Here is a 22,102-nt window from a genome sequence, read left to right as displayed (position 1 = left end):
CCCAAAAAGGCGTCGCGTGTTATTGTTTGGTGTTTTACAAAGTCGTGTGGCTGGTCTAGGGACATCGCACCCGAAAAGGCCGTTTGGCGCGAAGCATATATGCGCAGACGCGGCGGGCTCAACCTGATTTGCCGATTGCGGCAAACGAGGATGGAATAGTGGTGTCAGTGCTGACCCAGATGCGAGAGGCGCAAAGCGCCACGCCGATCGAGCGGCTTGTTTCTGCCACCGAGGCCGACATGGCCAAGGTCAACGAACTGATTCTGTCGCGCGCCGAATCGCATGTCGAAATGGTGCCCGAGCTGGCTCGCTATCTGATCGAGAGCGGCGGCAAGCGGCTGCGCCCGATGCTGACGGTGGCGGCAGCGTCGTTATTCGGGCGGGGCAATGGCAGCGCGGTCAATTTCGCGGCAGCCGTCGAATTCATGCACAATGCCACCCTGCTGCACGACGACGTGGTCGACGACAGCGACATGCGCCGCGGCAAGCCTGCGGCCCGCATGGTCTGGGGCAACAAGGCCTCGATCCTGGTCGGCGATTTCCTGCTTGGGCAAGCTTTCATGATGATGGTGGAAACCGGCGATATCGCGTCGCTGGGCGTGCTGTCGGCCGCCTCGGCGGTGATGGCTGAGGGCGAAGTGTTCCAGCTGGCCAAGACCGGGGACCTCGACACCACAGCGGACGACTATGCCGAAGTGATCCGCGCCAAGACTGCCGTGCTGTTCGAGGCGGCCTGCAAGGTGGGCGCCATGGCCGGGGGGGCTGATGCGGCTGGCCGGGAGGCTCTGGGCATTTATGGGCTCGAGCTGGGCAAGGCGTTCCAATTGGTGGACGACGCGCTCGACTATGGCGGGCAGAGCGGCACGCTGGGCAAGAATACCGGCGATGACCTGCGCGAAGGCAAGATGACCCTGCCGGTGATTCTGGCGCTGGCCAATGGAACCGAGGCAGAGCGCGCGGTGATCGCGGCGGCGTTGGGCAATGCCGAGGCGAGTGCCGAAGACGTGGCTGATGTCGTGGCGATCATGGAACGCCATGGCGCGTTGGAGCGCACGCTGGAACAGGCGCAGGCCCATGCTCGTGCGGCGCAGGATGCGCTGGTGGCCTTGCCGGCATCGGAAATGCGGGCGCTGCTGGGCGATGTGGTCGAGTTCAGCGTGATGCGGGCGTTTTAGGCTTTTTGCCTGACTGAACCGACCTTAAGGCACAATCAACGGCGCTGCGGCAACCCAATGATCCGGGCTCGCTTGGCGCAGGTCACTCGCGGCCTGATGCGCCTGAGTGCTCGAGCCGAAGAGGCCGAAAACGGTAGCGCCGGAGCCGGACATGCGGGCCAGGATACAACCCGGCGCAGCACGCAGGCGCTGCACCAGATCCCCGATCAGCGGCACGAGCTTGATGGCTGGCGGTTCCAGATCATTGCGGGTTTCGGCCAGCCAGATGCCCAATTGGGCCGGGCGCGTGAGTGGCGTGGGCAGCGCGGGCAGTGGATAATTGTCGTGGGCGCGCAGGCGGCGGAACACGTCAGCGGTGGCCAGCGGCACCATGGGATTGACCAGCACAATATGGCAGAGCGGGAATTCGGGCAGCGGCGCCAGAATTTCCCCGATGCCGCGCGCCACCAGCGGCCGGGACAAGAGGCATGCCGGCACGTCGGCACCCAGTTGGGCGGCAAGAGCCGACAATTCAGCAATTGGGATGGGTTGCCTGGAAAGCCCCGCCATCAGCCGGAGCGCGGCCGCCGCATCGGCAGAACCGCCGCCGATACCGGCCGCAACGGGCAGAGCCTTGTGCAGGGTGAGGGCGAGACCAGTCTCAACCGCGCCGGGCCAGCGGGCACGGAAGGCGGCCACGGCGCGCAAGACCAGATTAGTCTCGCCATTGCTCAGCCCCCTGGCAAAGGGGCCGGTGATGGTGAGGCTGTCGCCCGGCGCCGGCACGGCTTCGAGCTCATCGGCCACATCGGCAAAGACGATGAGGCTTTCGAGATCGTGATAGCCATCCTCACGGCGACGGGTGATGTGCAGCGCCAGATTGATCTTGGCCGGCGCCGCCTGGAAATGGGCCTGAGACATCAGGCCGTGCTAGTTTACGGCTGGCTGGGCAGTATCCTCGGGAGCCGAGGTCGAATCCTCGGCCACCGGCGCGTCATCGGAATCGGAACCCTCGGTCAGCCCATTGGCCAGCTTGGGCGCGACCCGCTTTTTGACATTGCCTTCCTGATCGACAGAGGCGGCCACGTTCCACTGGAACTTGGCTTCGAGCTTGCGGCCGGCGCGCCAATAGGCGTCACCCAGATGGTCGTTAATCTCGGCATCATTGGGGCGCAGCAGCACGGCCTGCTCAAGGGTGGTGACGGCCTCATCCATGCGGCCGAGCTTGTAGAAGGCCCAGCCGAGCGAATCGACGATATAGCCATCCTGCGGCACGGCCTTGACGGCTTTCTCGATCATTTCGAGCGCAGGTTCGAGATGCATGTCCTGATCGATCCAGCTGTAGCCGAGATAGTTCAGCACCTGAGGCTGGTCGGGATTGAGCTTGAGCGCTTCAAGGAAATCGGCCTCGGCCTTGGGCCATTGCTTGGCCCGCTCATAGGCAATGCCGCGCACGTAATAGAAGCGCCAGTCGGAAGCGTTGTCCCCGCCGGTCAGTTCCAGCGCCTTGGTATAGGCCTCGGCGGCGGGCACATATTGCTCGTCATAGCGCAGCAAATCACCCAGCACGGAAACGGCGTCGAGATCGTCGGGGCGGGTAGCCACGATATTGCTCAGGCGGCGCAGCGCTTCGGGACGATCGCCAATGGCGTCCAGATTCTGCGCGACGCGGACCACGGCGGTGGATTTCATCACCGAAGTCGCGGGGACCGCTTCATAGATGCGGTTGGCGGCCGGATGCTGGCCGGCGCTGTCGAGCAATTGACCCAGAGCCAGCGAGATCACATCGGCCGATGGGTCGAGGTAAAGCCCCATGCGCAGGAAAACCAGCGCGAGATCGAGGCTGCCATCGCGCGACAGGGCAACGCCGATGCCATGGAACATTTCGGCGGCGCCGACCTGCACATTGGTGGCAAAAATGCCCGGGCGCTGCCCGGCTTCGACGGCCAGCTTGACGCGGGTGACGATAGGATGGGTCAGGCCCTGCGCTTCAAACTGCGCGATAACGTCCTTGGCCTCGTCGAACCGGCCGGCATTGGCCAGAATGCGGGCATAGACCTCGACGATGCGTGCGACGAAGGGCTCGGCGTCGAATGCCTTGCCGGCCAGCGCGATAGCCTTGTCGGTTTCCCCGGCGGCTTCAGCCATCAGCGCGCGGTGGAAGACCAGGAAGTCCTCGAGCCCATTGGCGCCGAGCTTGTCGAGCAGGGCTTCGGCTTCGGGGAAGCGGTTATCGCCCACCAGCGCCCAGGCCTGCAGAATGCCGGCGGTGATGCCGGTAAAGCTATCCTGGCCAATGGCGCCGAGCATTTTTTCAGCCGCGTCATAGCGGCGCTCCTTGATGGCCTCGGTGGCGACGACCAGTTCGCCCAGCTCATTGCGCGGATCGAGTTCGAGCAGATGCTTGGCGGTAGCGGCGGCCTGGCCAATCTGGCCATCGACGGCAAAGCCGATAAACGAGCGCTCGACCAGAACCGGATTGTCCCAATCGGCCTGGGCAGCATCGTTGAAATAGCGTGCGGCCTCTTCGGTCCGCATATCCTTGAGCGCCTGCTGGCCGGCCATATAGGAGCCGGTGACGCTGGAGCGGAACAGCGACAACATGTCGAGGGACTGGGCAGGCTTGGTCTGGGCGGCCAGGGGGGCGGCAAACGCCGCCAGCATCAGCACCACGAAGGCGGGTCGCGCGAGACGGTTCACGAGCAATGTCACGAGGCTTATTTCTCCAAGGCCTTATCCAGCCAGTTCTGGCGGGCAAGATTGTCCGTTTTGCGACTGCGCCGCAAGTTCGGATGCAGTCACTTTCCGCTGTACTCTGCGCCGGAGCCCGATATCCGCTTGGCCCGGCCGGAGCCGCTGTGACATAAGAGAGGCCATGGCTCAAGAACGATCCCTCAGTCAGGACGATATGGTCGGCATGCTCGATTGGTATCGCGCCGCCGGCGTGGATATCGCCGTGGGCGAGGAACCGGTCGACCGCTTCGCACAGCGCCCACCGATGCGGGCCACCGCTGTGGCTGCTCCGGTGGTGATGGGTGACCATCGGGAAGCGGCGCCTGCCGAACGCGTTGCGGCCCCTGCCCCGGCATTGGGTGGCGATCCGGGCGAGGCGCGCGCCTTGGCAGCGAGCGCGGAAACGCTTGAGCAATTGCAGGCCATTCTGGGCGCCTATGATGGCTGCGGGCTCAAATTGCGGGCGACGCAGCTGGTGTTTGCCGATGGCAATCCTGAGGCCGATATCATGCTGATCGGGGAGGCGCCGGGGGCCGAGGAGGATCGGCAGGGCAAGCCGTTTGTCGGCAAGTCGGGGCAATTGCTCGATCGCATGCTGGGGGCCATCGGGCTCGACCGCACCAAGGTTTACATCGCCAATACCGTGCCCTGGCGGCCGCCGGGCAATCGCACACCGACGCCCGAGGAAATGGCGCTGTGCCTGCCCTTCCTGCATCGGCAGGTGGAACTGGTGGCGCCCAAAGTGGTGATGACGCTAGGTGGGCCGGCCATGCAGACGGTGTTCTCGACAACCAACGGGATCATCAAGATGCGCGGCAAATGGAGCCAGGTGGCGATCGGGCGGCATGAGGTTGAGGCCATGCCGACGCTGCATCCGGCTTATCTGCTGCGCAATCCGGCGGCCAAGCAGCAGGCATGGCGGGATTTGCTGAGCCTGCGGATGCGGATTGAGGCACTGGGACTAGTTTAAGCAACCGCCGCTTTTTTACACTCCCAATCCCAGCATGCCGCGTTATGGTCACCCTTGCGTGATTTGCAACGTTACTCCGACCACAAGAGCCGAAGAGCGTCATGGCCTCAGTCATCAAGATCTATGCCCTGTTTCTGGGTTCGGCGCTGCTCATGTTCGGCGGGGGCCTGCAGGGCCTGCTGCTATCGGTGCGCGGCGCGGAGGAAGGGTTTTCGCTACTCTCGCTGGGCCTGATCGGCACCGGCTGGTCGGTGGGGTTCGTCGCCGGGTCCATCACCGTGCCGCTGATCGTGCGCAAGGTGGGCCATATCCGCGCTTTCTCAGTGATGGCGGCCATCGGCACGGTCACCATCCTGTTCAATCTGCTGCTGATCAACGATGTCAGCTGGATTCTACTGCGGGCGCTCTCCGGCTTCTGCTTTGCGGGCGCCGCAATGATCGTCGAAAGCTGGCTCAATGAAGTGGCCGAGAACAAAAGCCGCGGCACCATCTTTTCGATCTACGTGACCATTAATATGGCCGCCTCGACGCTGGGGCAGATCGCCATGTCGGTGACCGGCACGGCGGGCTATGTGCCCTTCGTGCTCGGCGCCATCAGCTTTATCTGTGCGGTGCTGCCCACTGCATTGACCTCAAGCCCCCAGCCGCGCCCGCTGGCCTCGGCCAAGATCGACGTTCTTTTGCTCTATCGCACCTCACCAGTTGCGGCCATTGCGGCTTTTTCCGTTGGCATGGCCAATGGCGCCTTCGGCACACTGGCGCCAGTCTACGGCTATGAGCGGGGGCTCGATGCCAGCGGCATTGCGCTGCTGTTTGCGGTGGCCGCCATTCTGGGCGCAGTGGCGCAAATCCCGTTCGGCCGGCTGTCAGACCGCATCGACCGGCGGCTGGTGCTGATTGGGCTGGCCGGGTTTGCATCCGTTGTGGGGGCGCTGACCGTGCTCATCAATCCCGAGGCGGGGTGGATGATGTATGTGCTGTTTGCCGCCTATGGCTTTGCCGCCAATCCGATTTACGCGGTGGCGGTGGCCCACGCCAATGACTTTGCCAAAGACGGTGACTTCGCCAAGATTGCCGGCGGCATGCTGCTGATCCTGGGCATCGGGCTGGCCATCGGGCCGGCCGTTGCCTCGATGATCATGGGCGCCTGGTCGCCGGTGGGCCTGTTTGTTATCACCGCGGTATTCCATGCCCTGCTGGCAGTCACCGCCTATCTGCGCATGCGGGTGCGCAAGAGCGTGGATGCGTCCGATCGTGCCCCATTCCAGGCCATGGGCAATGACAGGCAGGTCACGCCAGAATCGATTGTGCTCGACCCACGGGCTGATAGTGATGACTACGAAATGCCGGGAGACGAAGCCCCGGTGCCCGAGGAATTGGCGAGCAGCGGAGAGACAGGCAATGTTCAAGACGGAAAGATTTGAAGACCGGGCGTTCAAGCCGCTCTCCATCGCCGTGATTGCCGTCTCCGACACGCGGACCCTGGAAACCGATACCGGCGGCGCGCTGCTCAAATCACTGCTGGAAGCCGACGGGCATACTTGCGCCGAACGGGTGGTGGTGCGCGACGATATCCAGCTGATCCGGCAGGCGGTGCAGAATTTTGTCGCCGATCCGGGTATCGACGTGATCCTGACCACGGGCGGCACCGGCTTTTCCGGGCGCGATGTGACACCCGAAGCCGTCGAACCGCTCTTCGACAAGCGGATGGAAGGCTTTTCAGTGCTGTTCCATCAATATTCGGCCACGACCGTGGGGACCAGTTCGCTGCAATCGCGGGCAACGGGCGGACTGATCGGCACCACCTTCGTGTTCTGCCTCCCCGGCTCGCGCGGCGCCTGCCGCGACGCCTGGGAAGGCATTTTGAGCCATCAATTGGATTACCGGCACAAGCCCTGCAATTTCGTGGAGTTGATGCCGCGGTTGGATGAGCGGTAGGGGTTAGATCCCTACTCGCCCTCCCCGCGCAGCGCCACTAATCCTTCCACGCCACAGCCGCTGATCAGCAGCCGCTCCTTGGCATTGCCGAGCAACTTGGCGGTCCAATCGACCGAGCCGCCATCGGCCAGCTGGCGCAATTCGCCGCCGGGCCAGCCACCAAGCAGATGGAAACAGAAACCGGCATAATAGCCGGAGGCGGCGGGACGGGTGGCGTCCTCGATCAGTACCGCATTGTGAGTTTGCGCAAGGCTGCGCAGCGCCTCAAGCCTGGCATCAGGATTGCCGGGGTGGAGCAGCGTGTACGAAATGCCCAGCCGCAAAGCCGGCCCGAAATAGCGGCGATAGGAGACAAGGCAGGCGCCGATCTGGGCATGTATAGCCTCCGCCTCAAAGCCAAAGCCGCCCTGGTCACGGCCGGCGCTGACCATGGCCGAGAGGGCGAAATGGGCAAGGAGGCGCGGCTTCGAATATGCCTGGGGGCGGATCACGCGATGGGTTGTCGCCAGATGAGCGATGTCCTGCGATTTGGGATCACTCTTGGCGACACCGCGGCGCAGTAAGTCGGCCTCGAGCGCCAGGACATTGGTAGCGTCAGACACGACTTCGCCGGTGCGCACGGTAGGCACCGACCAGGATTGGCCGATTGGTGCGACAGCAGCGCAAGAGCCCAGCGGCGCCATGGGCGAAAGGGTGAGAAATCGGAACCCGGCCGCAGCGGCGGCCAGAATGGCATCCCACTCGGCTGCAGCGGCCGGCGTCAGGCTGGCGGCGCCGAAGAAGCGGCCTCTCTCGTAATCGGCGAGCAGATCGGCCGGACTACGCACGGACGAGCGGCGATCATAGACTTCGAGCAACAGCGATTGCAGGTCGGTCGGGCTGAGCCGGGCGGCAAGAATATCCACCAGGTTCGGCACGCCGGAGGCGGCAACGATCCGCTCGAGCAGCGCGTGCATGAAGTTCCTCCCCAAACGAAAATCCCCGCCACCAGCTTGGCTGGTGGCGGGGATGAGTCAAGACCGCTGTGGCGACGAGGCTTAGTGCCCCGGCGCGAATTCGGCTGGCATGGCGCGCGGGGCCGGCTTCTTGATGAAGAGAGCCGCGGCGACTGCGCCCAGCGAGATGATGGCGCCGCACAGGAATGCCGAGCGGATACCGCCGGTTGTTGCCGTCAGGATATCGGCACCGGTATTGGTGAGGCTGGTGGCCTGCAACGTCATGATGGCGACGAAGAGGGCCGTGCCTGCCGCGCCGGCGACCTGCTGGGCGGTACCGATCACGGCGCTGCCATGCGAATAAAGGTTGGGCGGCAGCGAGCCAAGGCTCACCGTGAACAGCGGGGTGAACATCAAAGCGAGGCCAACGCTCAGCGTCAGGTGAGCGGCGAGCAGCAGCCAGACCGAGGTATCCTGCTGCACGAAGGTCAGCCCCCACAGCGCAATGCTGAGCAGCACGGCGCCGGGTATGACCAGCGGCACGGGGCCGTATTTGTCAAACAGCGTGCCGACGGTGGGCGCGCAGAGGCCCATGACCAGACCGCCGGGCAACAACAGCAGGCCGGTTTGCAGGGTCGAGAGACCCAGCACATTCTGCAGATAGATCGGCAGCAGGATGAAGGCGCCGAACATGGCCATCATCAGGATCGCCATCATCGCCACCGAAATGGTGAAGACGCGCGAGGTGAGCGTGCGCAGGTCGAGCAGAGCGCGATCCTGCTTCTGCAGCGAGATCTGGCGCAGCACGAAGACGGCAATGACGGCGGCGCCGACCAGCAGCGGAATCCACGGCGAAACCGGGGTCGGATGGTGGGCCGCTTCGCCCAGCCCGCTCAGGCCATAGACGAAACCGCCAAAGCCGATGGCCGAGAGCACGACCGAGAGTACATCGATCGGCGCATCCTTGGGCGTGGTGACATTGACGATGCGCTTGGCACCCAGCGCCAGAGCGCCCAGGGCAATGGGCAGGACCAGAATAAACATCCAGCGCCAGTCGAGCACCGAGAGGATCAGGCCCGAAATGGTCGGACCAATGGCGGGCGCAACCGAGATGACAATGGAGATATTGCCCATCGTCTTGCCGCGCGATTCAGGCGGCACCAGGGTCATCACGGTGGTCATTAGCAGGGGCATCATGATGGCGGTGCCCGAAGCCTGCACGATGCGGCCGATGACCAGCACGGCAAAGCCGGGCGCGATGGCCGAAATCAGCGTGCCGGCGGAAAACAGCGACATGGCCAAGATAAAGACCGGGCGGGTATTGAGCCGCTGCAGCAGGAAGCCCGTGACGGGAATGACCACGGCCATGGTCAGCATGAAGGCTGTGGTGAGCCATTGGGCAGCGCCCGCCGTGATGTCCAGATCGTGCATCAGATGCGGCAAGGCCACACCCATGATCGTCTCATTGAGAATGACGACGAAAGCCGAGACGAGCAGCAGGGAAATCACCAGCTTGTTGCGGGCGGCATGATCCTGCGGCGGCGCGGCCTGGTCCGCCGGAGCGGGCACAATAGTGTTGTCGGTGGTCATGATGTCTTCCCTGAACCAAATTGGATGTCGCCATGATGACGAATGGCGGCGGCTGATTTCGACGTCACACTAGAAAGATCGTGTGACAGGCTGTGTCAGCAGCCGCAAAATAGTAAAGTCGATGCTTTAGTAATCTGCGCGCAGCGCCAGGTCAATACTAAATCGAACGCTTAAGTTGCATGCGCGAACTGCTCGTTCGAACGCAGGCCGCGTGGTTTAGGCCAGCATGGCAAAGCTGTCCACCCACATGCGTGCAAGCCAGCTATCCCCGTGGGAAGAACGTGGCTATCGTCCGGCTGGTTCTTGTTTTGTTCACGTGCAACTGCTATGTGTTACCGCACGTTAACTCAAGCGACGATTCGAGCAGTCGGCGCGCAAGGAGAGCAGTGATGGCCCTCTATCAGGCCCCGTCTTTCGAAGCCCTGGAAAAGCTGAGCCGCAGTCGCGACGCCGATCTGGCACGGCGCGAACTGGTCGATCCCAGCCGCAATCGCGGGCGTGGCGCGCAGTCCAATCGCAGCGGGCGGTTCGAAAAGCAGGTGCGCGAGGGGTTCGATGATGGCTGGAGCAGCACCGAGCCGATGCCGGCCTTCGAGACCATCGAGCATATGGAACGCGCCAAGACCATCATCACGACCAATGACAGCCCCGATATCGGATTCGAGCGTTCGATCAACGCCTATCGCGGTTGCGAGCATGGCTGTTCCTATTGCTTCGCGCGGCCGACGCATGCCTTTTTGGGGCATTCGGCGGGGATCGAATTCGAGCGCGATATCTATGTGAAGACCAATGCGGTGGAAGCGCTGCGGTCCGAACTGGGCGCGCGGAATTACAAGCCCAAGCCGATCGCCATGGGCACCAATACCGATCCCTATCAGCTGTCCGAGCGCAAGCATAAGCTGACGCGGGGTATCCTCGAAGTGATGCTGGAAACCCGACATCCGGTGATGATCACCACCAAATCGGCGCTGATCGTGCGCGATCTCGATATCCTGACCGAGCTGGCCAAGCTCAACCTGGTCAAGGTCGCCATTTCCATGACCACGATGGACCACAAGCTCAGCCGCAAGATGGAGCCGCGCGCCTCCTCCCCTGCCCGCCGGCTGGAAGCGATCCGCTTGCTCAGCGAAGCGGGCGTGCCGGTGGCGGTGTTTGCCTCCCCGATGATCCCGGCGATCAATGATATGGAGCTGGAGCGGATTCTCGACGCGGCGGCGGCACAAGGGGCCAAGAGCGCCTCGATGGTCCTGCTGCGGCTGCCCGGAGAAGTGCGCGACATTTTCCGCGAATGGCTGCTGCGCCATTTCCCCGACCGAGTGCGGCATGTGCTGGCGCTGGTGCGCGATACGCGTGGCGGCAAGGACTACGATTCGCGTTGGGGCACCCGCATGACGGGCGAAGGCCCCTATGCCACGCTGTTGCGCCAGCGCCTCGACAAGGCACGGGAACGCTATGGGTTGGACGTGAAGCTGCCGGGCTTGCGGACGGACCTGTTCGTCGCCCCCAAGCTCGAAGACAAGCAGATGAGCCTGTTCTAGGCCGCGACGGCGGCCACGCGCCCCAGGATAAAATCGAGCAAAGCCGGATCGGCATAGCTGGCGGCGCTGGTGCTGGCGCCGGCGGCTATCACGGCGTCATGACCAAGGCTGGTGCGAATACCCACGGTAGACAGCCCTGCCGCAGTGGCCGAAGCGATGCCGGTGCGGGAATCCTCGAAGGCGATGGAATGCTCGGGCTGCGCGCCGAGCAGGCGCAGGCCTTCGAGATAGGGCAAGGGATGCGGTTTGCCATGGGCCAGTTCCTCGCCAATCACCAGCGCCTTGAAGCGGTGGCGAATGCCCAGGCTATCGAGAATGAGATCGGCATTAGCGCGCGGGGCATTGGTGACTGCGGCCATAGGCAGGCCCATAGCGTCGGCGCGGTCCAGCAATTCCATCAGGCCCGGCACCGCATGAATGTCCGAGCGAGCCAGCTCGCGGAACATCGCCTCCTTGCCGCGCATCACCTCCATTCCCGCCTTGGGCGACAGATGCGGCACGAAGCGACGCGCGATGGCCTCATTGGCCAGACCCTGCAGTTCCAAGGCGAAACGCGCCTTGTCGAAATGCTCACCGTAGGGCGCAAAGGTGCGATTGAATGCTTCCAGATGCAGCGGATCGGTATCGGCCAACGTGCCGTCGATATCAAAGAGCAGGGCGGCGGCGGGCTTGATGGTCATGGATAATCCAGAAACTGGCTGATGCGGGAAAGCACAGCAATTCGGCGGCTTCGTCAATCGCCTGCAGATTTGCCGGCCCGGCGGAATGTCGATTAGTCTGGACGTTCGAGTGATTTTTCGATGAGCCTGCCATGCCGATTGCCGCTGCGCCCCTCAGCCTTGACCAATTGCGTGACATCATCGTCACGCGCCATCCCGAGACAAGCGGCGGACGCTTCAGCCTGCTCACCGAAGGCTGGGACAGTGTGGCGGTGGATGTCGATGACCGCCTGATTTTCAAGTTTCCGCGCGAGGCACGCGCGGAAGAGGCGCTGATGAGGGAGGCGCGGCTGCTAGAGGTCATCCGGCCGGCAGTCGACATGCCGGTGCCAGAGCTGACGCTTCATCACGCACCGCGGCTCTATTCGCGCCATGCCAAGCTGGCGGGCGAACATCTGCTGACCAAGCAGTACAAGCAGTTGAGCGAGCGCGACCGCGAGCGGCTGGCAGACAAGCTCGGTCTGTTTTATACGCAATTGCATGCCATTGATCCGGCGCCACTGCGAACGGCAGGCGCGGGCCCAATCGAGGCCATCGCACCCGCGGACGCAATTGCGGCTGGCGCGTTACCGATATTGCCGGATCATCTTCGGCCGCTGGTGGAGCAGACACTGACCAACTGGGCGACCCTAACGCCGGATCCCTACGGACAAACCTATGGGTTCTTCGATGGACATGGCTGGAACATGGCATTCGACCATGCCAGTGCCACGCTCACTGGTCTCTATGACTTCGCCGATTCCGGGTTTGGCTCGCTGCATGAGGAATTCACTTATTCGAGTTTTGTGTCGGCCGACCTGACTGAGCGGATCGTACGCCGCTACGAGATTGAGACGGGCAAACAGCTCGACCGCGAACGCATCCATCTGATCACGGGTGCGCATCGATTGTGGGAGCTGGCGCGGGAAGCCAACAATCCCGAGATGCATGCAATGATGATCGAAGCCGTTGAGGCTTGGGCGGCGCAGGTCTGAGGGTGCAAACGGTTTTTAGTTTGTGTCGGTTCGCAGCCGAGCCTTAGCAAACGGCTCCCAGCCCAAAGTCATGGCTGCCGCAGCAATGAGGATGGCGGCGGCGCCGAGCAATTGCCAGGCGCCGAGTCGGTGGCCGAAGACGATGAAATCGACAAGGATCGCCACGACCGGATAAATGAAGGAGAGCGCACCGATCAGCGGCGTGGGCAATTTCTGGATGGCGCCATAGAGCAGGATATAGACCAGCCCGGTGTGGACCACGCCGATGGCGGCCAGGCTCCCCCAGGTGGCGAGGCTGGTGGGTAGGCTCGAAAACCCGGAAAAGCGCGCGGCCATGAGCATGCCGACACCGACCTGGATCAGCGCGATCAGATGGGGCGGCACACCTTTGAGCTGTTTGGTGACCAAAGCAGCGATGGCGTAGAAAAACGCCGCGCCGAGCGAGAGCAGGATACCGCCGAGATAATCGCTGCCGCCGCCACCGGTCTTGCCATTGGCGATCAGCACCACGCCGGCAAAGGCGATGGCGAGCCAACCCAGCTTGTGAGCGGTGAGCCGCTCGCCGAGAAACAACACGCCAAAGGCCACCAGCATGAAGGGCTGGGTATTATAGACCGCCGTAGCGATGGAGATGGACGCCAGCGGGTAGGCGGCGAAGAGCAGCAGCCAATTAGCCACGATAGCGACGCCGCCCAGCACAGCCAGCAGGAATTGGCGCGGGTTGATGATGTCGCGCCGGAACAGGCCCAGCGCCGCGCAGGCCATGAGCAAGGGCACCGCGCCGAAAGCACAGCGCCAGAACACCACATCGATCAGCGGCTGATTGGAAAACACCACGAAAGCGCCAATCGTGCCCGAAATGGCCATGGCCGCCGTCATCTCTATAGTGCCGCGTGTGGTGCTCATGCTCTGCCCTCATTGTCAGAATGGAAGATAACGCCGCGCGGGGCGCGCTTCCATAGGGCTTGAAAGGCAGATGCGACTTCTGCTTTATATTATTCGGCGGATCTTTCGATTTACCTCGGAAAGCGAAAATGATCGACGATATCGACCGAAGCATCATCGAGGCCCTGTCGCAGGATGCCCGCCTGTCAATCAAGGAATTGGCGCAGCGGGTGGAGCTGTCATCACCCAGCGTGTCGGAGCGGCTGAAACGGCTGGAGGAGCGCGGCGTGATAAGGGGATTTACCCTCGATCTCGACTCCAAGGCGCTTGGCTATTCGCTCCAGGCCATCGTGCGGATCAAGCCGCTGCCGGGGAAGCTGCATATCGTGCAAAAGCTGATCGAAGACATTCCCCAGATCACCGAATGCGACAAGGTTACGGGCGATGATTGCTTTGTCGCGCGGCTGCAATTGCGGTCGATCGAGCAATTGGACGGGATTTTGGACCAGATTGCCGACAAAGCCGAGACCAGCACGGCAATCGTGAAGGCACAGCCGGTCAAACGCCGGCTGCCGCCCTTGGGACTGGTCTAATATTGCGACACGCGCCGCGCATAGCTCGACATGAAATCGAGCGAGGCCAGCACGCCACGCAGCGACAACCGCACTTTGCGCACGGGCTCGTCGGCAATAGTAAGTGGGACGTGCAGAATGACCGCGTTGCGCATCTTCATCTGCGCGATCAATGCGTCGCGGCGGAACTCGTCGGCTACAAACCATTGATTGCTGGTGTTGAAGCGGGTCTCCAGATCGCTGGCGAAATCGAAATTCTGCGGCATGACGCCGGTGAATTCGATGCTGATCGGGCGGCTCGTGTCCACTTCGGTGCCGTCGGCCGCGCCGGTGAAGGCGACATCGACATCGCCGGTGAGCCGGTTGTGGATCAGGGTCAGCTTCCAGGCGGGCAGGCCCGCGCTATTGAGCTCCTGGCTGCCCGTGCTGGCAAAGCAGGAATAGCCGTAATAGGTGGGGGCATCCTCGTCGATCTTGTCGGGGCATGAGGCCAGCCAGTCATTGTTATATTCGCGCCATTCGCCGGAGGGATGATGGAATGGTTCGGCGGCGGCGGGCAGCGTGAAAAGTGCCAGCGCCATGGCCGCCAGACTGAACAATGACTGCATCAATACCAAGCGCAATGGCTTCTCACTCCCCTGCCCCGCGTTGAACGTAGCAGAAATCCGACTAGAACTGACGCCGTATATATTTGTTGGTAAAGGAGAAATCGTGACAGCGACGAGCAATATCAATGGTCTCGTGGCCTTCGAACTTGCCAATGAAGGTCCGCTCCTGGGCACGGAAGCCGATGCCCTGGACATTCTGAGCGAGACCTATGGCACCGATGCCAGCGTGATCGTCATTCCGGTAACTCGGCTCCTGCCGGATTTCTTGCAGTTGCGAAGCGGCATAGCGGGCGCCTTCATTCAGAAGCTGCAGAATTATAACTGCCGGTTGGTGGTGGTGGGCGATATTTCGGCTGATGTCGCGGGCAGCGAGGCGCTGGCGGCATTCGTGGTGGAAACCAATCGCATTGGTCATCACATGTTTGTGCCAGACCGGCAGGCGCTGCTGGAACGCTTGTGATCGAGCAAGAGCCCGGCGATGCTGGCGCCATGTTGATCGATTCGCCGCTCCAGATTATTCCCGACTACTCCCACGAACGCGCCATGCAGGCGCGCGGGGCGCGTTTCGTCGCCGGGGTAGACGAGGCCGGGCGCGGGCCGCTGGCCGGGCCGGTGGTGGTTTCGGCCGTGGTGCTGGACCCGGACCGCATTCCCGATGGGCTCAATGATTCCAAGAAGCTGAGCGAGGAGCAGCGTGAGGCGTTGTTCGCGCTGATCGTCGCCTCGGCGCATGTCGCGGTGGTGGTGGCCCCGCCCTCAATCATCTTGAGCCGCAATATTCGCGGGGCCACGCTGTGGGCCATGGCGCGGGCGGTCAACAGCCTGGGCGTGGCGGTGGATCGGGTGCTGGTGGATGGACGCGATGTGCCCATGGGCCTGCCCTGCGACGGCACCGCGCTGATCGGCGGCGACGGGCGCAGCGTTTCGATCGCGGCAGCCTCGATCGTCGCCAAGGTCACGCGCGACCGGATGTGCGCGATCATGGATTGCGACGCGCCTGATTTTGGTTTTGCCGGGCACAAGGGCTATGGCACGCCCCAGCATTTGCGGGCGCTGACGGCCCATGGCCCCTGCCGGCACCACCGCGCCGAGTTTGCCCCGGTGGCCGAGGCGCGGCTGCGGCTCACGGTGGCAAACTAGCCCTCTTAACTCCCCGCTAACCCATTACGAACGCTCTTTTAACTCCTGCGGCGCTACAAAGGACGCGTTAGTACTGCGTTAGGGTTAAGTGTATGTTGCGTACCGCGCGTACGGCTCCTGTAGCCGCTGCGGAGGAGGCAAAACGCCTCCCCATCGATACCATCCTTGTGGGTGATTGCATCGACCACATGAATGCCCTGCCGGCCGGCTCGGTTGACCTGATTTTTGCCGACCCACCATATAACCTGCAGCTGGAGCAGGGCCTTACCCGCCCCGACCAGTCCAAGGTAGATGCGGTGGATGATGACTGGGACAAGTTCGAGAGCTTTGCCCATTACGACCAGTTTACCCGCGCCTGGCTCAAAGCCGCGCGACGGCTGCTCAAGCCCGATGGTGCTTTGTGGGTCATCGGCAGTTACCACAATATTTTCCGGGTCGGGACTGCCCTGCAGGACCTCGACTATTGGATGCTGAACGACGTGATCTGGCGCAAGGCCAATCCCATGCCCAATTTCCGCGGCACGCGCTTTACCAATGCGCATGAAACGCTGATCTGGGCGGCGCGCAGCCAGAAAAGCCGGGTGACCTTCAATTACGAAGCGCTGAAGCTGGCCAATGACGATACGCAGATGCGCAGCGATTGGCTATTTCCCATCTGCACCGGAGCCGAACGCCTCAAGGACGAAGACGACGGCAAGGTGCATCCGACGCAAAAGCCGGAAGCCCTGCTGTTCCGCATTTTGAACGCCACCACCAAGCCGGGCGATATCGTGCTCGATCCGTTCTTTGGTACCGGCACGACGGGCGCGGTGGCCCGCAAGCTGGGCCGCCACTTTATCGGCATCGAGCGCGAGCAGAGTTATATCAATGCCGCCCTGCAGCGCATCGCCAGTATCCGCCCCGGCGTGTTCGAGGCGCTGCAATCGGTGACGCCCAAGCGCAAGGAAACTCGCATTCCCTTCGGCTCGCTGGTCGAGCAGGGCGTGATCGAACCGGGTGCGCAACTTTTCGACTCGGGGCGCCGTTACTCCGCCATGGTTCGCGCAGACGGCTCACTGGTCTCGGGCACGCATCAGGGCTCCATCCACAAGGTGGGGGCGCTGGTGCAAGGCGCCGAGTCCTGCAACGGGTGGACATTCTGGCACCATATCAATGACGGCCGCAGCGTGCCGATCGACGATCTGCGCACCGACATCCGACAAAAACTTGATTTGATTTCCGCCTGATCCTGACCTCCAATCACTCTCAGGCTCTACTCCTGGCCGCCGGTTTGCCCCGGCGGCCTTTTTGTTTGATGATCGCCGATCAGGCCGCGTAGGCCACTTCGATATCGAGCACCCAGGTCACGCCGAACTTGTCCTTCAGCATGCCATAGAGCGGGGACCAGCCGGCCGGCGCCAGCGGTTGGATGATCGTCGCACCTTCGGCAAGCCTCTCCCAATAGGCAGAGATTTCATCGGCGTCATTGCCTCGCACCGAAAGGAAAAACGAGACTTCGCCTGGATTCCAGCCAAGGCGCGAAGGCACGTCATAGGCCATGACCCGGAAGCCGTTTTCGGCTGCCACTTGGCCCCACATAATCTGATCGGCCTCGGCCGGGTTCTGCACCGCATTGGCGTCCCGGTAGGTGAGCAGGGCCTGATCCCCGCCAAAGACGGCGTGATAGAAGGTCAGAGCCGCGCGGGCATCGCCGCGGAAATTGAGATGGGTCGTGGCGTTTATGGTCATAACGGGTTCCTATTTGGCTGAACTGATGGAGCAGGTATAAACGCGCCCAACTGACAGTTTTCGACAGTTGAACGATGGCTCGATCCGACCGGCTTTTTCACCTGCTTCAGGCAATGCGGGTCATGCCCGCGCCTATCACCGCTGCTCGGCTGGCGGAGGAAATGGACGTCTCATTGCGTTCGCTGTATCGCGACATCGACAGCCTGCGGGCGGCAGGGGCGCGGATCGAAGGCGAGCGGGGCTACGGCTACCGGCTGATCGAAGATTATGCGCTGCCCCCGCAGAGCTTTGATCGCACGGAAATCGAGGCGATCGCGCTGGGCCTGACCGAGGTGCAGCATATGGGCGACCCGGCGCTGGCCAAGGCGGCTATTTCGGTGCTGGCAAAGGTCGCGGCCACGCTGCCAGATGACCGCGAACAGCATCTGTTCCACGCCATCTCCCAAGTCTATCGGCCCGATGCGCGCTATGCACCACCGCCGTATATGGACACGATCCGGCAGGCTTGCTGGCAGGAAGAGGCGCTAACGATCCGCTATGCGGACAAGGGACACGGCGTTACCGAGCGTACCATCCTGCCCTTGGCCGTCGTCTACACCGACCGGGCGTTGACCCTGCTGGCCTGGTGCCGCCTGCGCGAAGCATTCCGGATGTTTCGCCTGGAGCGTATCCTTGCGCTGGAGCGCGCAGGCAGCAGCTTCCGACCAAGACGCGCGACCCTTCTGCGCGATTATCTGGCGGAGTTGCGGGCGCGGGAAAATGAGGACGTGGTGCCACGGCCTCGTGGTTCGACAAGCTCACCATGAGGTCTACGGGTAGGTCATTGGGCTTCTAATAGGCCTCATGTCGAACCACGAGGTTGGTGCCGCTATTCCAGCCCAGCCGCCGCCAGCACCTTCCTGAACAATGTCGGCAGCGCTTCGCCCTTGAGCGCCTTGGGTTCGGCCCACCAGCCTTTATCCAATCCCGTTGGAGCGACCGCCGCGGACCAGATTTCGAGTTCGAGGCGGAAATGGGTGAAGACGTGGATGACCTGGCCGCGATGGTGCCAATCCCCTTCAACCGGATAGGCGACCTCCGGCAGATCCGCCGCCCAGTCGGAGGTTGGCACCTCGGTCATTTTGGCGAGCAGCCCCTTGTCAGGGCGGGTTTGCAGGTACACGTCGCCAGCGGGGTCGGTCATCACGAAGGCGTGGCCCTTGCGCACCGGCCGTTCGGCCTTGGCGGCTTTGAGCGGATAGAGCGTGGGGTCGGCAGTTTTCGTCGCGATGCAGCCGGGCTGGATCGGGCAGAGCATGCAGATGGCCGTGCGCGGCGCGCAGATCGTGGCTCCCAGATCCATCATGGCCTGGGCAAAATCCCCTGCCCTGTTCGGCACGGATGCCTGCAGGGCTGAGCGCAATTCTTCCTTGGCGTCGCGCACCGGGACGGGCAGCGCGTAATAGCGGGCGAGAACGCGGTCGAGATTGCCGTCGAGCACGGCGATCTGTTCATCAAAGCAGATGGCGGCGATGGAAGCGCTGGTATAGGCGCCGACGCCCGGCAGCGTTTGCAGGGCCACCGAAGTGGTGGGGAATTTGCCGCCATGCTGGTTGACCACGGCCTGGGCGCAGGCATGCAGATTTCTGGCGCGGGCGTAATAGCCAAGGCCGGCCCATTCCTTGAGCACGGCGTCGAGCGGAGCAGCAGCCAGATCGAAAACTGTGGGCCAGAGGCTGGTGAAGCGCAGAAAATAGGTTTTGACCGCGGCAACGGTGGTTTGCTGCAGCATGACCTCGCTGAGCCAGACCCGATAGGGATCGGGCGCCATGCCCCTGGCCCGATCGGCCGGGGAGATGCGCCAGGGCAGGCTGCGGGCATGGTTGTCATACCAGGCGAGAACTGCGGCGGCGTCGATGGGGGCGGGGTTAGGCTGATGCATGGCGCAGATTTGGGGGAAGGCGGGATTTCGTGCAAGCCCGAACCTACCGCCACACCAACGCAAATGCTAAAGCTGGGCCGATGAGTGAAGACAGCAAACCTAAAGCCGAGATGGAGCCCAAGCGCCGCAATCGCTCGGTGGCGCTGGCGGATGCGATTGCTGGCGCGCTGGATCCGGTGCTGAAAAAGCGCGGCTTTGCAAGCCGGGACATTATTACCCATTGGGGGGCGATGGCGCCGCGGCCCTATGACAAGGTGGCTATTCCCGACAAGCTGGCCTGGCCGCGCGGGGAGCGGAGCGCGGAGGGGGCGACGCTTTATCTGCGCTGCGCGCCGGGCCATGCGCTGGCCATTGCCCATGAGGGGCAGACCATTGCGGCGGCGGTCAATCGCTATTTCGGCTATGTGCTGGTGGGCCAGATCCGGCTCTCGGCCGAGCCGTTCACCCCCGGTTCAGGGGCCAAAGAGCAAAAACCCATTCAACCGAGCCAGAGCGTGCAAGCAAAGGTCGGGGCCCAGGTGGCCAATATAGAAGATGACGGTCTGCGGGAAGCGTTGCGGGCATTAGGCCTCGCGCTCTCCAGCAGATCGGAGCGAAATGGCAAATAGTGCGTTCACCCGCTAGTGATGAATGTGCCCACTTGCCGACACCTTGTGCCCGTGTAGTGTCGCGCACACCATAAAAGGAGCGCCCGAAGTGAAATTTACCCGCCGTGACACCCTAATCCTTGCCGCCGCTGCGTCGGCGCTAAGCCTTTGCGGCGTCGCCACGGCCAATGCCGCGGAAGGCGACGTGGTTGATCAGGCCAAGCTGATGGCGCCCGCTGGCGGCATGACCGACCACGTGCAAGGCAGCGACACCGCTCCGGTCACTGTCATTGAATATGCTTCGCCCACCTGCCCGCATTGCGCGACTTTCGCCAATACCGTGCTGCCCGAATTCGTCAGCGCCTATGTCAATACCGGCAAGGTCAAGCTGATCACCCGCCCCTTCGTGCGCAATGTGCTGGATGCGGCCGTGTTCATGCTGGCCGAGGCTGCCGGCCCGACCAATTACCACAATGTGCTGGCGACCTATTTCAAGACCCAGAACGATTGGGCGGCCTCGGAAGCTCCGCGCGACAAAATCCTCGAAATCGCCAAGCAGCTCGGCTTTACCCAGGAAACCTTCGACGCTGCCTTGACGAATCAGGCGCTGTTCACCGGGATGGAAGCCATGCGCGATCAGGCGCTCAATGACTTCGGTCTGCAGGGCACCCCGACCTTCTATGTCAATGGCAAGACGCTCACCGGTGACAAGACGCTCGAGCAGCTCGCTGCTGAAATCGATCCGCTGGTGCCTGCCGATTTTGTGCCGACCGAGCCGGCTGCAACGGCCCCTGCCGCCGCACCGGCAGCAACGCCTGCCGCACCCGCAGCTCCCGCTGCAACCGACACGATGGCTCCGGCTGCTCCCGCAGCTGAAACGGCTACACCGGTTACCCCTGCGCAGTAACGGCCTTAAGCTACGCCTCCCCCTAGCGGGGGAGGTCGCCCTTTGGGCGGGCCAGCCATGAAATTCTCCCGCCTCAAGCTGCATGGCTTCAAATCGTTCAGCGATGAAACCGTGCTCGTGATGGAGCCGGGGCTGACCGGCATTGTCGGCCCCAATGGCTGCGGCAAATCCAATCTCGTGGAAGCTATGCGCTGGGTCATGGGCGAAAGCTCATACAAGGCCATGCGCGCCTCGGGCATGGACGATGTGATCTTTTCGGGCTCGGGCAATCGGCCGGCACGCAATACGGCCGAAGTCACACTCGTACTCGACAATGCCGACCGCACCGCGCCCGCCGCTCTCAACAATGCCGATGTGCTTGAAGTCACCCGCCGGATCGAGCGGGAGGCCGGCTCGGTCTATCGCGTCAATGGCAAGGAAGTGCGCGCCCGCGACGTGCAATTGCTTTTCGCCGACGCCTCCACGGGCGCCCATTCGCCCGCCATGGTGCGACAGGGCCAGATCGGCGAATTGATCGCCGCCAAGCCAACCGCGCGCCGGGCATTACTCGAAGAAGCCGCCGGTATTTCCGGGCTGCATTCGCGCCGCCATGAGGCCGAACTGCGTCTGCGCGCGGCGGAAAGCAATCTTGAGCGCGTCGACGACATTATCGGGCAGGTCGATACCCAGCTCGAAACGCTCAAGCGCCAGGCGCGACTGGCCAATCGCTATCGCTCGCTTTCGGGCGACATTCGCCGGGCCGAAGCCACGCTGTTCCACATCCGCTGGGTTGCCGCGCGCTTTGCCGAGAAGGACACCGAGGCGCAGCAGGCCGTGCTGATCCGCGAATTGGCCGATGCGACCCATCTCGAATTGCAGGCGCAAAAGGTATTGGAAGCGGCCGATGCCGCACTACAGCCCTTGCGCGACCGCGAGGCGGTGACCGGGGCGGTGCTGCAGCGCTATACGATTCTGAACGAGCAATTGGCCGAAGAAGCCCGCCGCGCCAGCAGCCGCCGCGCCGAACTGGAAGACCGTATCCGCCAACTCGCCGCCGACGGCGAGCGCGAGCGCCTGTTGGTGGAAGAAAGCGAAGTCACGCTCGCCGCCTATGAAGAAGAATTGGTGCAGCTGGCCGAAGAGGGTGAGGCGGCACAGGCCGATTTCGACCGCGCCCGCGGCGAAGCAGAAGCGGCAAGCGCGGCGGTGAGCGCCGCCGAAGCG

23 protein-coding genes are annotated in these 22,102 nt (G+C 62.9%); 14 read left to right on the top strand and 9 right to left on the bottom strand.

All coding sequences use genetic code 11. The annotated features are described in order from the left end of the window. Positions 1-179: 179 nt before the first annotated feature. A complete protein-coding gene (locus ACI3KW_RS22670; RefSeq protein ID WP_404849973.1) occupies positions 180-1,175 on the top strand; it encodes a polyprenyl synthetase family protein in 996 nt (331 codons plus the stop codon). 24 nt (positions 1,176-1,199) lie between these two features. Here the strand turns inward: ACI3KW_RS22670 and ACI3KW_RS22665 are convergent, their stop codons facing one another. Beyond that, complete coding sequence (locus ACI3KW_RS22665; protein WP_404849965.1) at positions 1,200-2,075, bottom strand: 4-(cytidine 5'-diphospho)-2-C-methyl-D-erythritol kinase; 876 nt, start codon at positions 2,073-2,075, stop codon at positions 1,200-1,202. Between the two features lie 9 nt (positions 2,076-2,084). Then, on the bottom strand, positions 2,085-3,866 hold the full coding sequence (locus ACI3KW_RS22660) for a tetratricopeptide repeat protein (protein ID WP_404849964.1): 1,782 nt from the start codon (positions 3,864-3,866) through the stop codon (positions 2,085-2,087). Positions 3,867-4,029: 163 nt separating this feature from the next. Here ACI3KW_RS22660 and ACI3KW_RS22655 point away from each other — a divergent pair, with 163 nt between their 5' ends. The 3 genes from ACI3KW_RS22655 (at position 4,030) to moaB (ending at position 6,795) form a co-directional block, all read left to right on the top strand. After that, positions 4,030-4,857, top strand: coding sequence for a uracil-DNA glycosylase (locus ACI3KW_RS22655; protein ID WP_404849963.1), 828 nt, complete (start codon positions 4,030-4,032; stop codon positions 4,855-4,857). Between the two features lie 101 nt (positions 4,858-4,958). Then, the gene (locus ACI3KW_RS22650) at positions 4,959-6,281 is read left to right on the top strand and encodes an MFS transporter (RefSeq protein ID WP_404849962.1); all 1,323 of its coding nucleotides are present in this window, start codon (positions 4,959-4,961) and stop codon (positions 6,279-6,281) included. Further along, a complete protein-coding gene (moaB, locus tag ACI3KW_RS22645) occupies positions 6,259-6,795 on the top strand; it encodes a molybdenum cofactor biosynthesis protein B (RefSeq protein ID WP_404849961.1) in 537 nt (178 codons plus the stop codon). Before ACI3KW_RS22650 ends, moaB begins: the two co-directional genes overlap by 23 nt. A gap of 11 nt (positions 6,796-6,806) precedes the next feature. On the opposite strand, the gene ACI3KW_RS22640 is transcribed toward moaB, so the two are convergent. Both ACI3KW_RS22640 and ACI3KW_RS22635 read right to left on the bottom strand, forming a co-directional pair. Beyond that, positions 6,807-7,751: a hypothetical protein gene (locus ACI3KW_RS22640; protein ID WP_404849960.1), complete on the bottom strand. Its 945-nt coding sequence runs from the start codon at positions 7,749-7,751 to the stop codon at positions 6,807-6,809. Between the two features lie 81 nt (positions 7,752-7,832). After that, positions 7,833-9,320 carry a DHA2 family efflux MFS transporter permease subunit gene (locus ACI3KW_RS22635; RefSeq protein WP_404849959.1) on the bottom strand — a complete coding sequence of 496 codons (1,488 nt, stop codon included), beginning with the start codon at positions 9,318-9,320 and terminating at the stop codon, positions 7,833-7,835. Positions 9,321-9,709: 389 nt separating this feature from the next. On the opposite strand from ACI3KW_RS22635, the gene ACI3KW_RS22630 reads away from it, so the two are divergent. Further along, positions 9,710-10,858, top strand: a complete 1,149-nt coding sequence (locus tag ACI3KW_RS22630; RefSeq protein WP_404849958.1) for a PA0069 family radical SAM protein — start codon at positions 9,710-9,712, stop codon at positions 10,856-10,858. Here the strand turns inward: ACI3KW_RS22630 and ACI3KW_RS22625 are convergent. Next, positions 10,855-11,538: an HAD family hydrolase gene (locus tag ACI3KW_RS22625; protein ID WP_404849957.1), complete on the bottom strand. Its 684-nt coding sequence runs from the start codon at positions 11,536-11,538 to the stop codon at positions 10,855-10,857. The genes ACI3KW_RS22630 and ACI3KW_RS22625 overlap by 4 nt on opposite strands. Before the next feature lie 131 nt (positions 11,539-11,669). Between ACI3KW_RS22625 and ACI3KW_RS22620 the strand changes: the two genes are divergently transcribed. Continuing rightward, the gene (locus ACI3KW_RS22620; RefSeq protein ID WP_404849956.1) at positions 11,670-12,551 is read left to right on the top strand and encodes a phosphotransferase family protein; all 882 of its coding nucleotides are present in this window, start codon (positions 11,670-11,672) and stop codon (positions 12,549-12,551) included. 15 nt (positions 12,552-12,566) lie between these two features. On the opposite strand, the gene ACI3KW_RS22615 is transcribed toward ACI3KW_RS22620, so the two are convergent. Then, a complete protein-coding gene (locus ACI3KW_RS22615; protein WP_404849955.1) occupies positions 12,567-13,457 on the bottom strand; it encodes a DMT family transporter in 891 nt (296 codons plus the stop codon). 128 nt (positions 13,458-13,585) lie between these two features. Between ACI3KW_RS22615 and ACI3KW_RS22610 the strand changes: the two genes are divergently transcribed. Further along, positions 13,586-14,029, top strand: a complete 444-nt coding sequence (locus ACI3KW_RS22610) for an Lrp/AsnC family transcriptional regulator (protein WP_404849954.1) — start codon at positions 13,586-13,588, stop codon at positions 14,027-14,029. On the opposite strand, the gene ACI3KW_RS22605 is transcribed toward ACI3KW_RS22610, so the two are convergent. Beyond that, positions 14,026-14,589, bottom strand: a complete 564-nt coding sequence (locus ACI3KW_RS22605) for a hypothetical protein (protein WP_404849953.1) — start codon at positions 14,587-14,589, stop codon at positions 14,026-14,028. The two genes, ACI3KW_RS22610 and ACI3KW_RS22605, sit on opposite strands and share 4 nt — an antisense overlap. Here ACI3KW_RS22605 and ACI3KW_RS22600 point away from each other — a divergent pair. The 3 genes from ACI3KW_RS22600 (at position 14,588) to ACI3KW_RS22590 (ending at position 16,982) form a co-directional block, all read left to right on the top strand. After that, positions 14,588-15,076: a DUF4180 domain-containing protein gene (locus ACI3KW_RS22600; RefSeq protein ID WP_404849952.1), complete on the top strand. Its 489-nt coding sequence runs from the start codon at positions 14,588-14,590 to the stop codon at positions 15,074-15,076. The genes ACI3KW_RS22605 and ACI3KW_RS22600 overlap by 2 nt on opposite strands. Next, on the top strand, positions 15,073-15,756 hold the full coding sequence (locus ACI3KW_RS22595) for a ribonuclease HII (RefSeq protein WP_404849951.1): 684 nt from the start codon (positions 15,073-15,075) through the stop codon (positions 15,754-15,756). The genes ACI3KW_RS22600 and ACI3KW_RS22595 overlap by 4 nt, the downstream gene beginning before the upstream one ends. A gap of 92 nt (positions 15,757-15,848) precedes the next feature. Continuing rightward, positions 15,849-16,982, top strand: coding sequence for a site-specific DNA-methyltransferase (locus ACI3KW_RS22590; RefSeq protein ID WP_404849950.1), 1,134 nt, complete (start codon positions 15,849-15,851; stop codon positions 16,980-16,982). A gap of 79 nt (positions 16,983-17,061) precedes the next feature. Here ACI3KW_RS22590 and ACI3KW_RS22585 read toward each other — a convergent pair whose 3' ends face one another. Continuing rightward, the gene (locus ACI3KW_RS22585) at positions 17,062-17,484 is read right to left on the bottom strand and encodes a VOC family protein (protein ID WP_404849949.1); all 423 of its coding nucleotides are present in this window, start codon (positions 17,482-17,484) and stop codon (positions 17,062-17,064) included. Positions 17,485-17,558: 74 nt separating this feature from the next. Between ACI3KW_RS22585 and ACI3KW_RS22580 the strand changes: the two genes are divergently transcribed. Next, positions 17,559-18,290, top strand: a complete 732-nt coding sequence (locus ACI3KW_RS22580) for a helix-turn-helix transcriptional regulator (protein WP_404849948.1) — start codon at positions 17,559-17,561, stop codon at positions 18,288-18,290. A 62-nt stretch (positions 18,291-18,352) separates the two neighbouring features. On the opposite strand, the gene ACI3KW_RS22575 is transcribed toward ACI3KW_RS22580, so the two are convergent. Beyond that, the gene (locus tag ACI3KW_RS22575) at positions 18,353-19,405 is read right to left on the bottom strand and encodes an A/G-specific adenine glycosylase (RefSeq protein ID WP_404849947.1); all 1,053 of its coding nucleotides are present in this window, start codon (positions 19,403-19,405) and stop codon (positions 18,353-18,355) included. An 80-nt stretch (positions 19,406-19,485) separates the two neighbouring features. Here ACI3KW_RS22575 and ACI3KW_RS22570 point away from each other — a divergent pair, with 80 nt between their 5' ends. The 3 genes from ACI3KW_RS22570 to ACI3KW_RS22560 form a co-directional block, all read left to right on the top strand. After that, the gene (locus tag ACI3KW_RS22570) at positions 19,486-20,013 is read left to right on the top strand and encodes a DUF721 domain-containing protein (protein ID WP_404849946.1); all 528 of its coding nucleotides are present in this window, start codon (positions 19,486-19,488) and stop codon (positions 20,011-20,013) included. An 88-nt stretch (positions 20,014-20,101) separates the two neighbouring features. Beyond that, the gene (locus ACI3KW_RS22565; RefSeq protein ID WP_404849945.1) at positions 20,102-20,899 is read left to right on the top strand and encodes a thioredoxin domain-containing protein; all 798 of its coding nucleotides are present in this window, start codon (positions 20,102-20,104) and stop codon (positions 20,897-20,899) included. Between the two features lie 57 nt (positions 20,900-20,956). Further along, on the top strand, positions 20,957-22,102 hold a 1,146-nt coding region (locus tag ACI3KW_RS22560; RefSeq protein ID WP_404849944.1), incomplete at its 3' end, for an AAA family ATPase.

The sequence above is a fragment of the Devosia sp. ZW T5_3 genome (assembly GCF_044987315.1).
Taxonomy (GTDB): Bacteria; Pseudomonadota; Alphaproteobacteria; order Rhizobiales; family Devosiaceae; genus Devosia.
Note: the sequence above shows the minus strand (reverse complement) of the source record. Positions and strands in the feature narration are given on the sequence as shown.

Coding starts and splice junctions, on each gene's coding strand:
- ACI3KW_RS22670 (WP_404849973.1), top strand. CDS start 180: ATGCGAGAGGCGCAAAGCGCCACGCCGATCGAGCGGCTTGTTTCTGCC.
- ACI3KW_RS22665 (WP_404849965.1), bottom strand. CDS start 2,075: ATGTCTCAGGCCCATTTCCAGGCGGCGCCGGCCAAGATCAATCTGGCG.
- ACI3KW_RS22655 (WP_404849963.1), top strand. CDS start 4,030: ATGGCTCAAGAACGATCCCTCAGTCAGGACGATATGGTCGGCATGCTC.
- ACI3KW_RS22650 (WP_404849962.1), top strand. CDS start 4,959: ATGGCCTCAGTCATCAAGATCTATGCCCTGTTTCTGGGTTCGGCGCTG.
- moaB (WP_404849961.1), top strand. CDS start 6,259: ATGTTCAAGACGGAAAGATTTGAAGACCGGGCGTTCAAGCCGCTCTCC.
- ACI3KW_RS22640 (WP_404849960.1), bottom strand. CDS start 7,751: ATGCACGCGCTGCTCGAGCGGATCGTTGCCGCCTCCGGCGTGCCGAAC.
- ACI3KW_RS22635 (WP_404849959.1), bottom strand. CDS start 9,320: ATGACCACCGACAACACTATTGTGCCCGCTCCGGCGGACCAGGCCGCG.
- ACI3KW_RS22630 (WP_404849958.1), top strand. CDS start 9,710: ATGGCCCTCTATCAGGCCCCGTCTTTCGAAGCCCTGGAAAAGCTGAGC.
- ACI3KW_RS22625 (WP_404849957.1), bottom strand. CDS start 11,538: ATGACCATCAAGCCCGCCGCCGCCCTGCTCTTTGATATCGACGGCACG.
- ACI3KW_RS22620 (WP_404849956.1), top strand. CDS start 11,670: ATGCCGATTGCCGCTGCGCCCCTCAGCCTTGACCAATTGCGTGACATC.
- ACI3KW_RS22615 (WP_404849955.1), bottom strand. CDS start 13,457: ATGAGCACCACACGCGGCACTATAGAGATGACGGCGGCCATGGCCATT.
- ACI3KW_RS22610 (WP_404849954.1), top strand. CDS start 13,586: ATGATCGACGATATCGACCGAAGCATCATCGAGGCCCTGTCGCAGGAT.
- ACI3KW_RS22600 (WP_404849952.1), top strand. CDS start 14,588: ATGGCCGCCAGACTGAACAATGACTGCATCAATACCAAGCGCAATGGC.
- ACI3KW_RS22605 (WP_404849953.1), bottom strand. CDS start 14,589: ATGGCGCTGGCACTTTTCACGCTGCCCGCCGCCGCCGAACCATTCCAT.
- ACI3KW_RS22590 (WP_404849950.1), top strand. CDS start 15,849: ATGTTGCGTACCGCGCGTACGGCTCCTGTAGCCGCTGCGGAGGAGGCA.
- ACI3KW_RS22585 (WP_404849949.1), bottom strand. CDS start 17,484: ATGACCATAAACGCCACGACCCATCTCAATTTCCGCGGCGATGCCCGC.
- ACI3KW_RS22580 (WP_404849948.1), top strand. CDS start 17,559: ATGGCTCGATCCGACCGGCTTTTTCACCTGCTTCAGGCAATGCGGGTC.
- ACI3KW_RS22575 (WP_404849947.1), bottom strand. CDS start 19,405: ATGCATCAGCCTAACCCCGCCCCCATCGACGCCGCCGCAGTTCTCGCC.
- ACI3KW_RS22570 (WP_404849946.1), top strand. CDS start 19,486: ATGAGTGAAGACAGCAAACCTAAAGCCGAGATGGAGCCCAAGCGCCGC.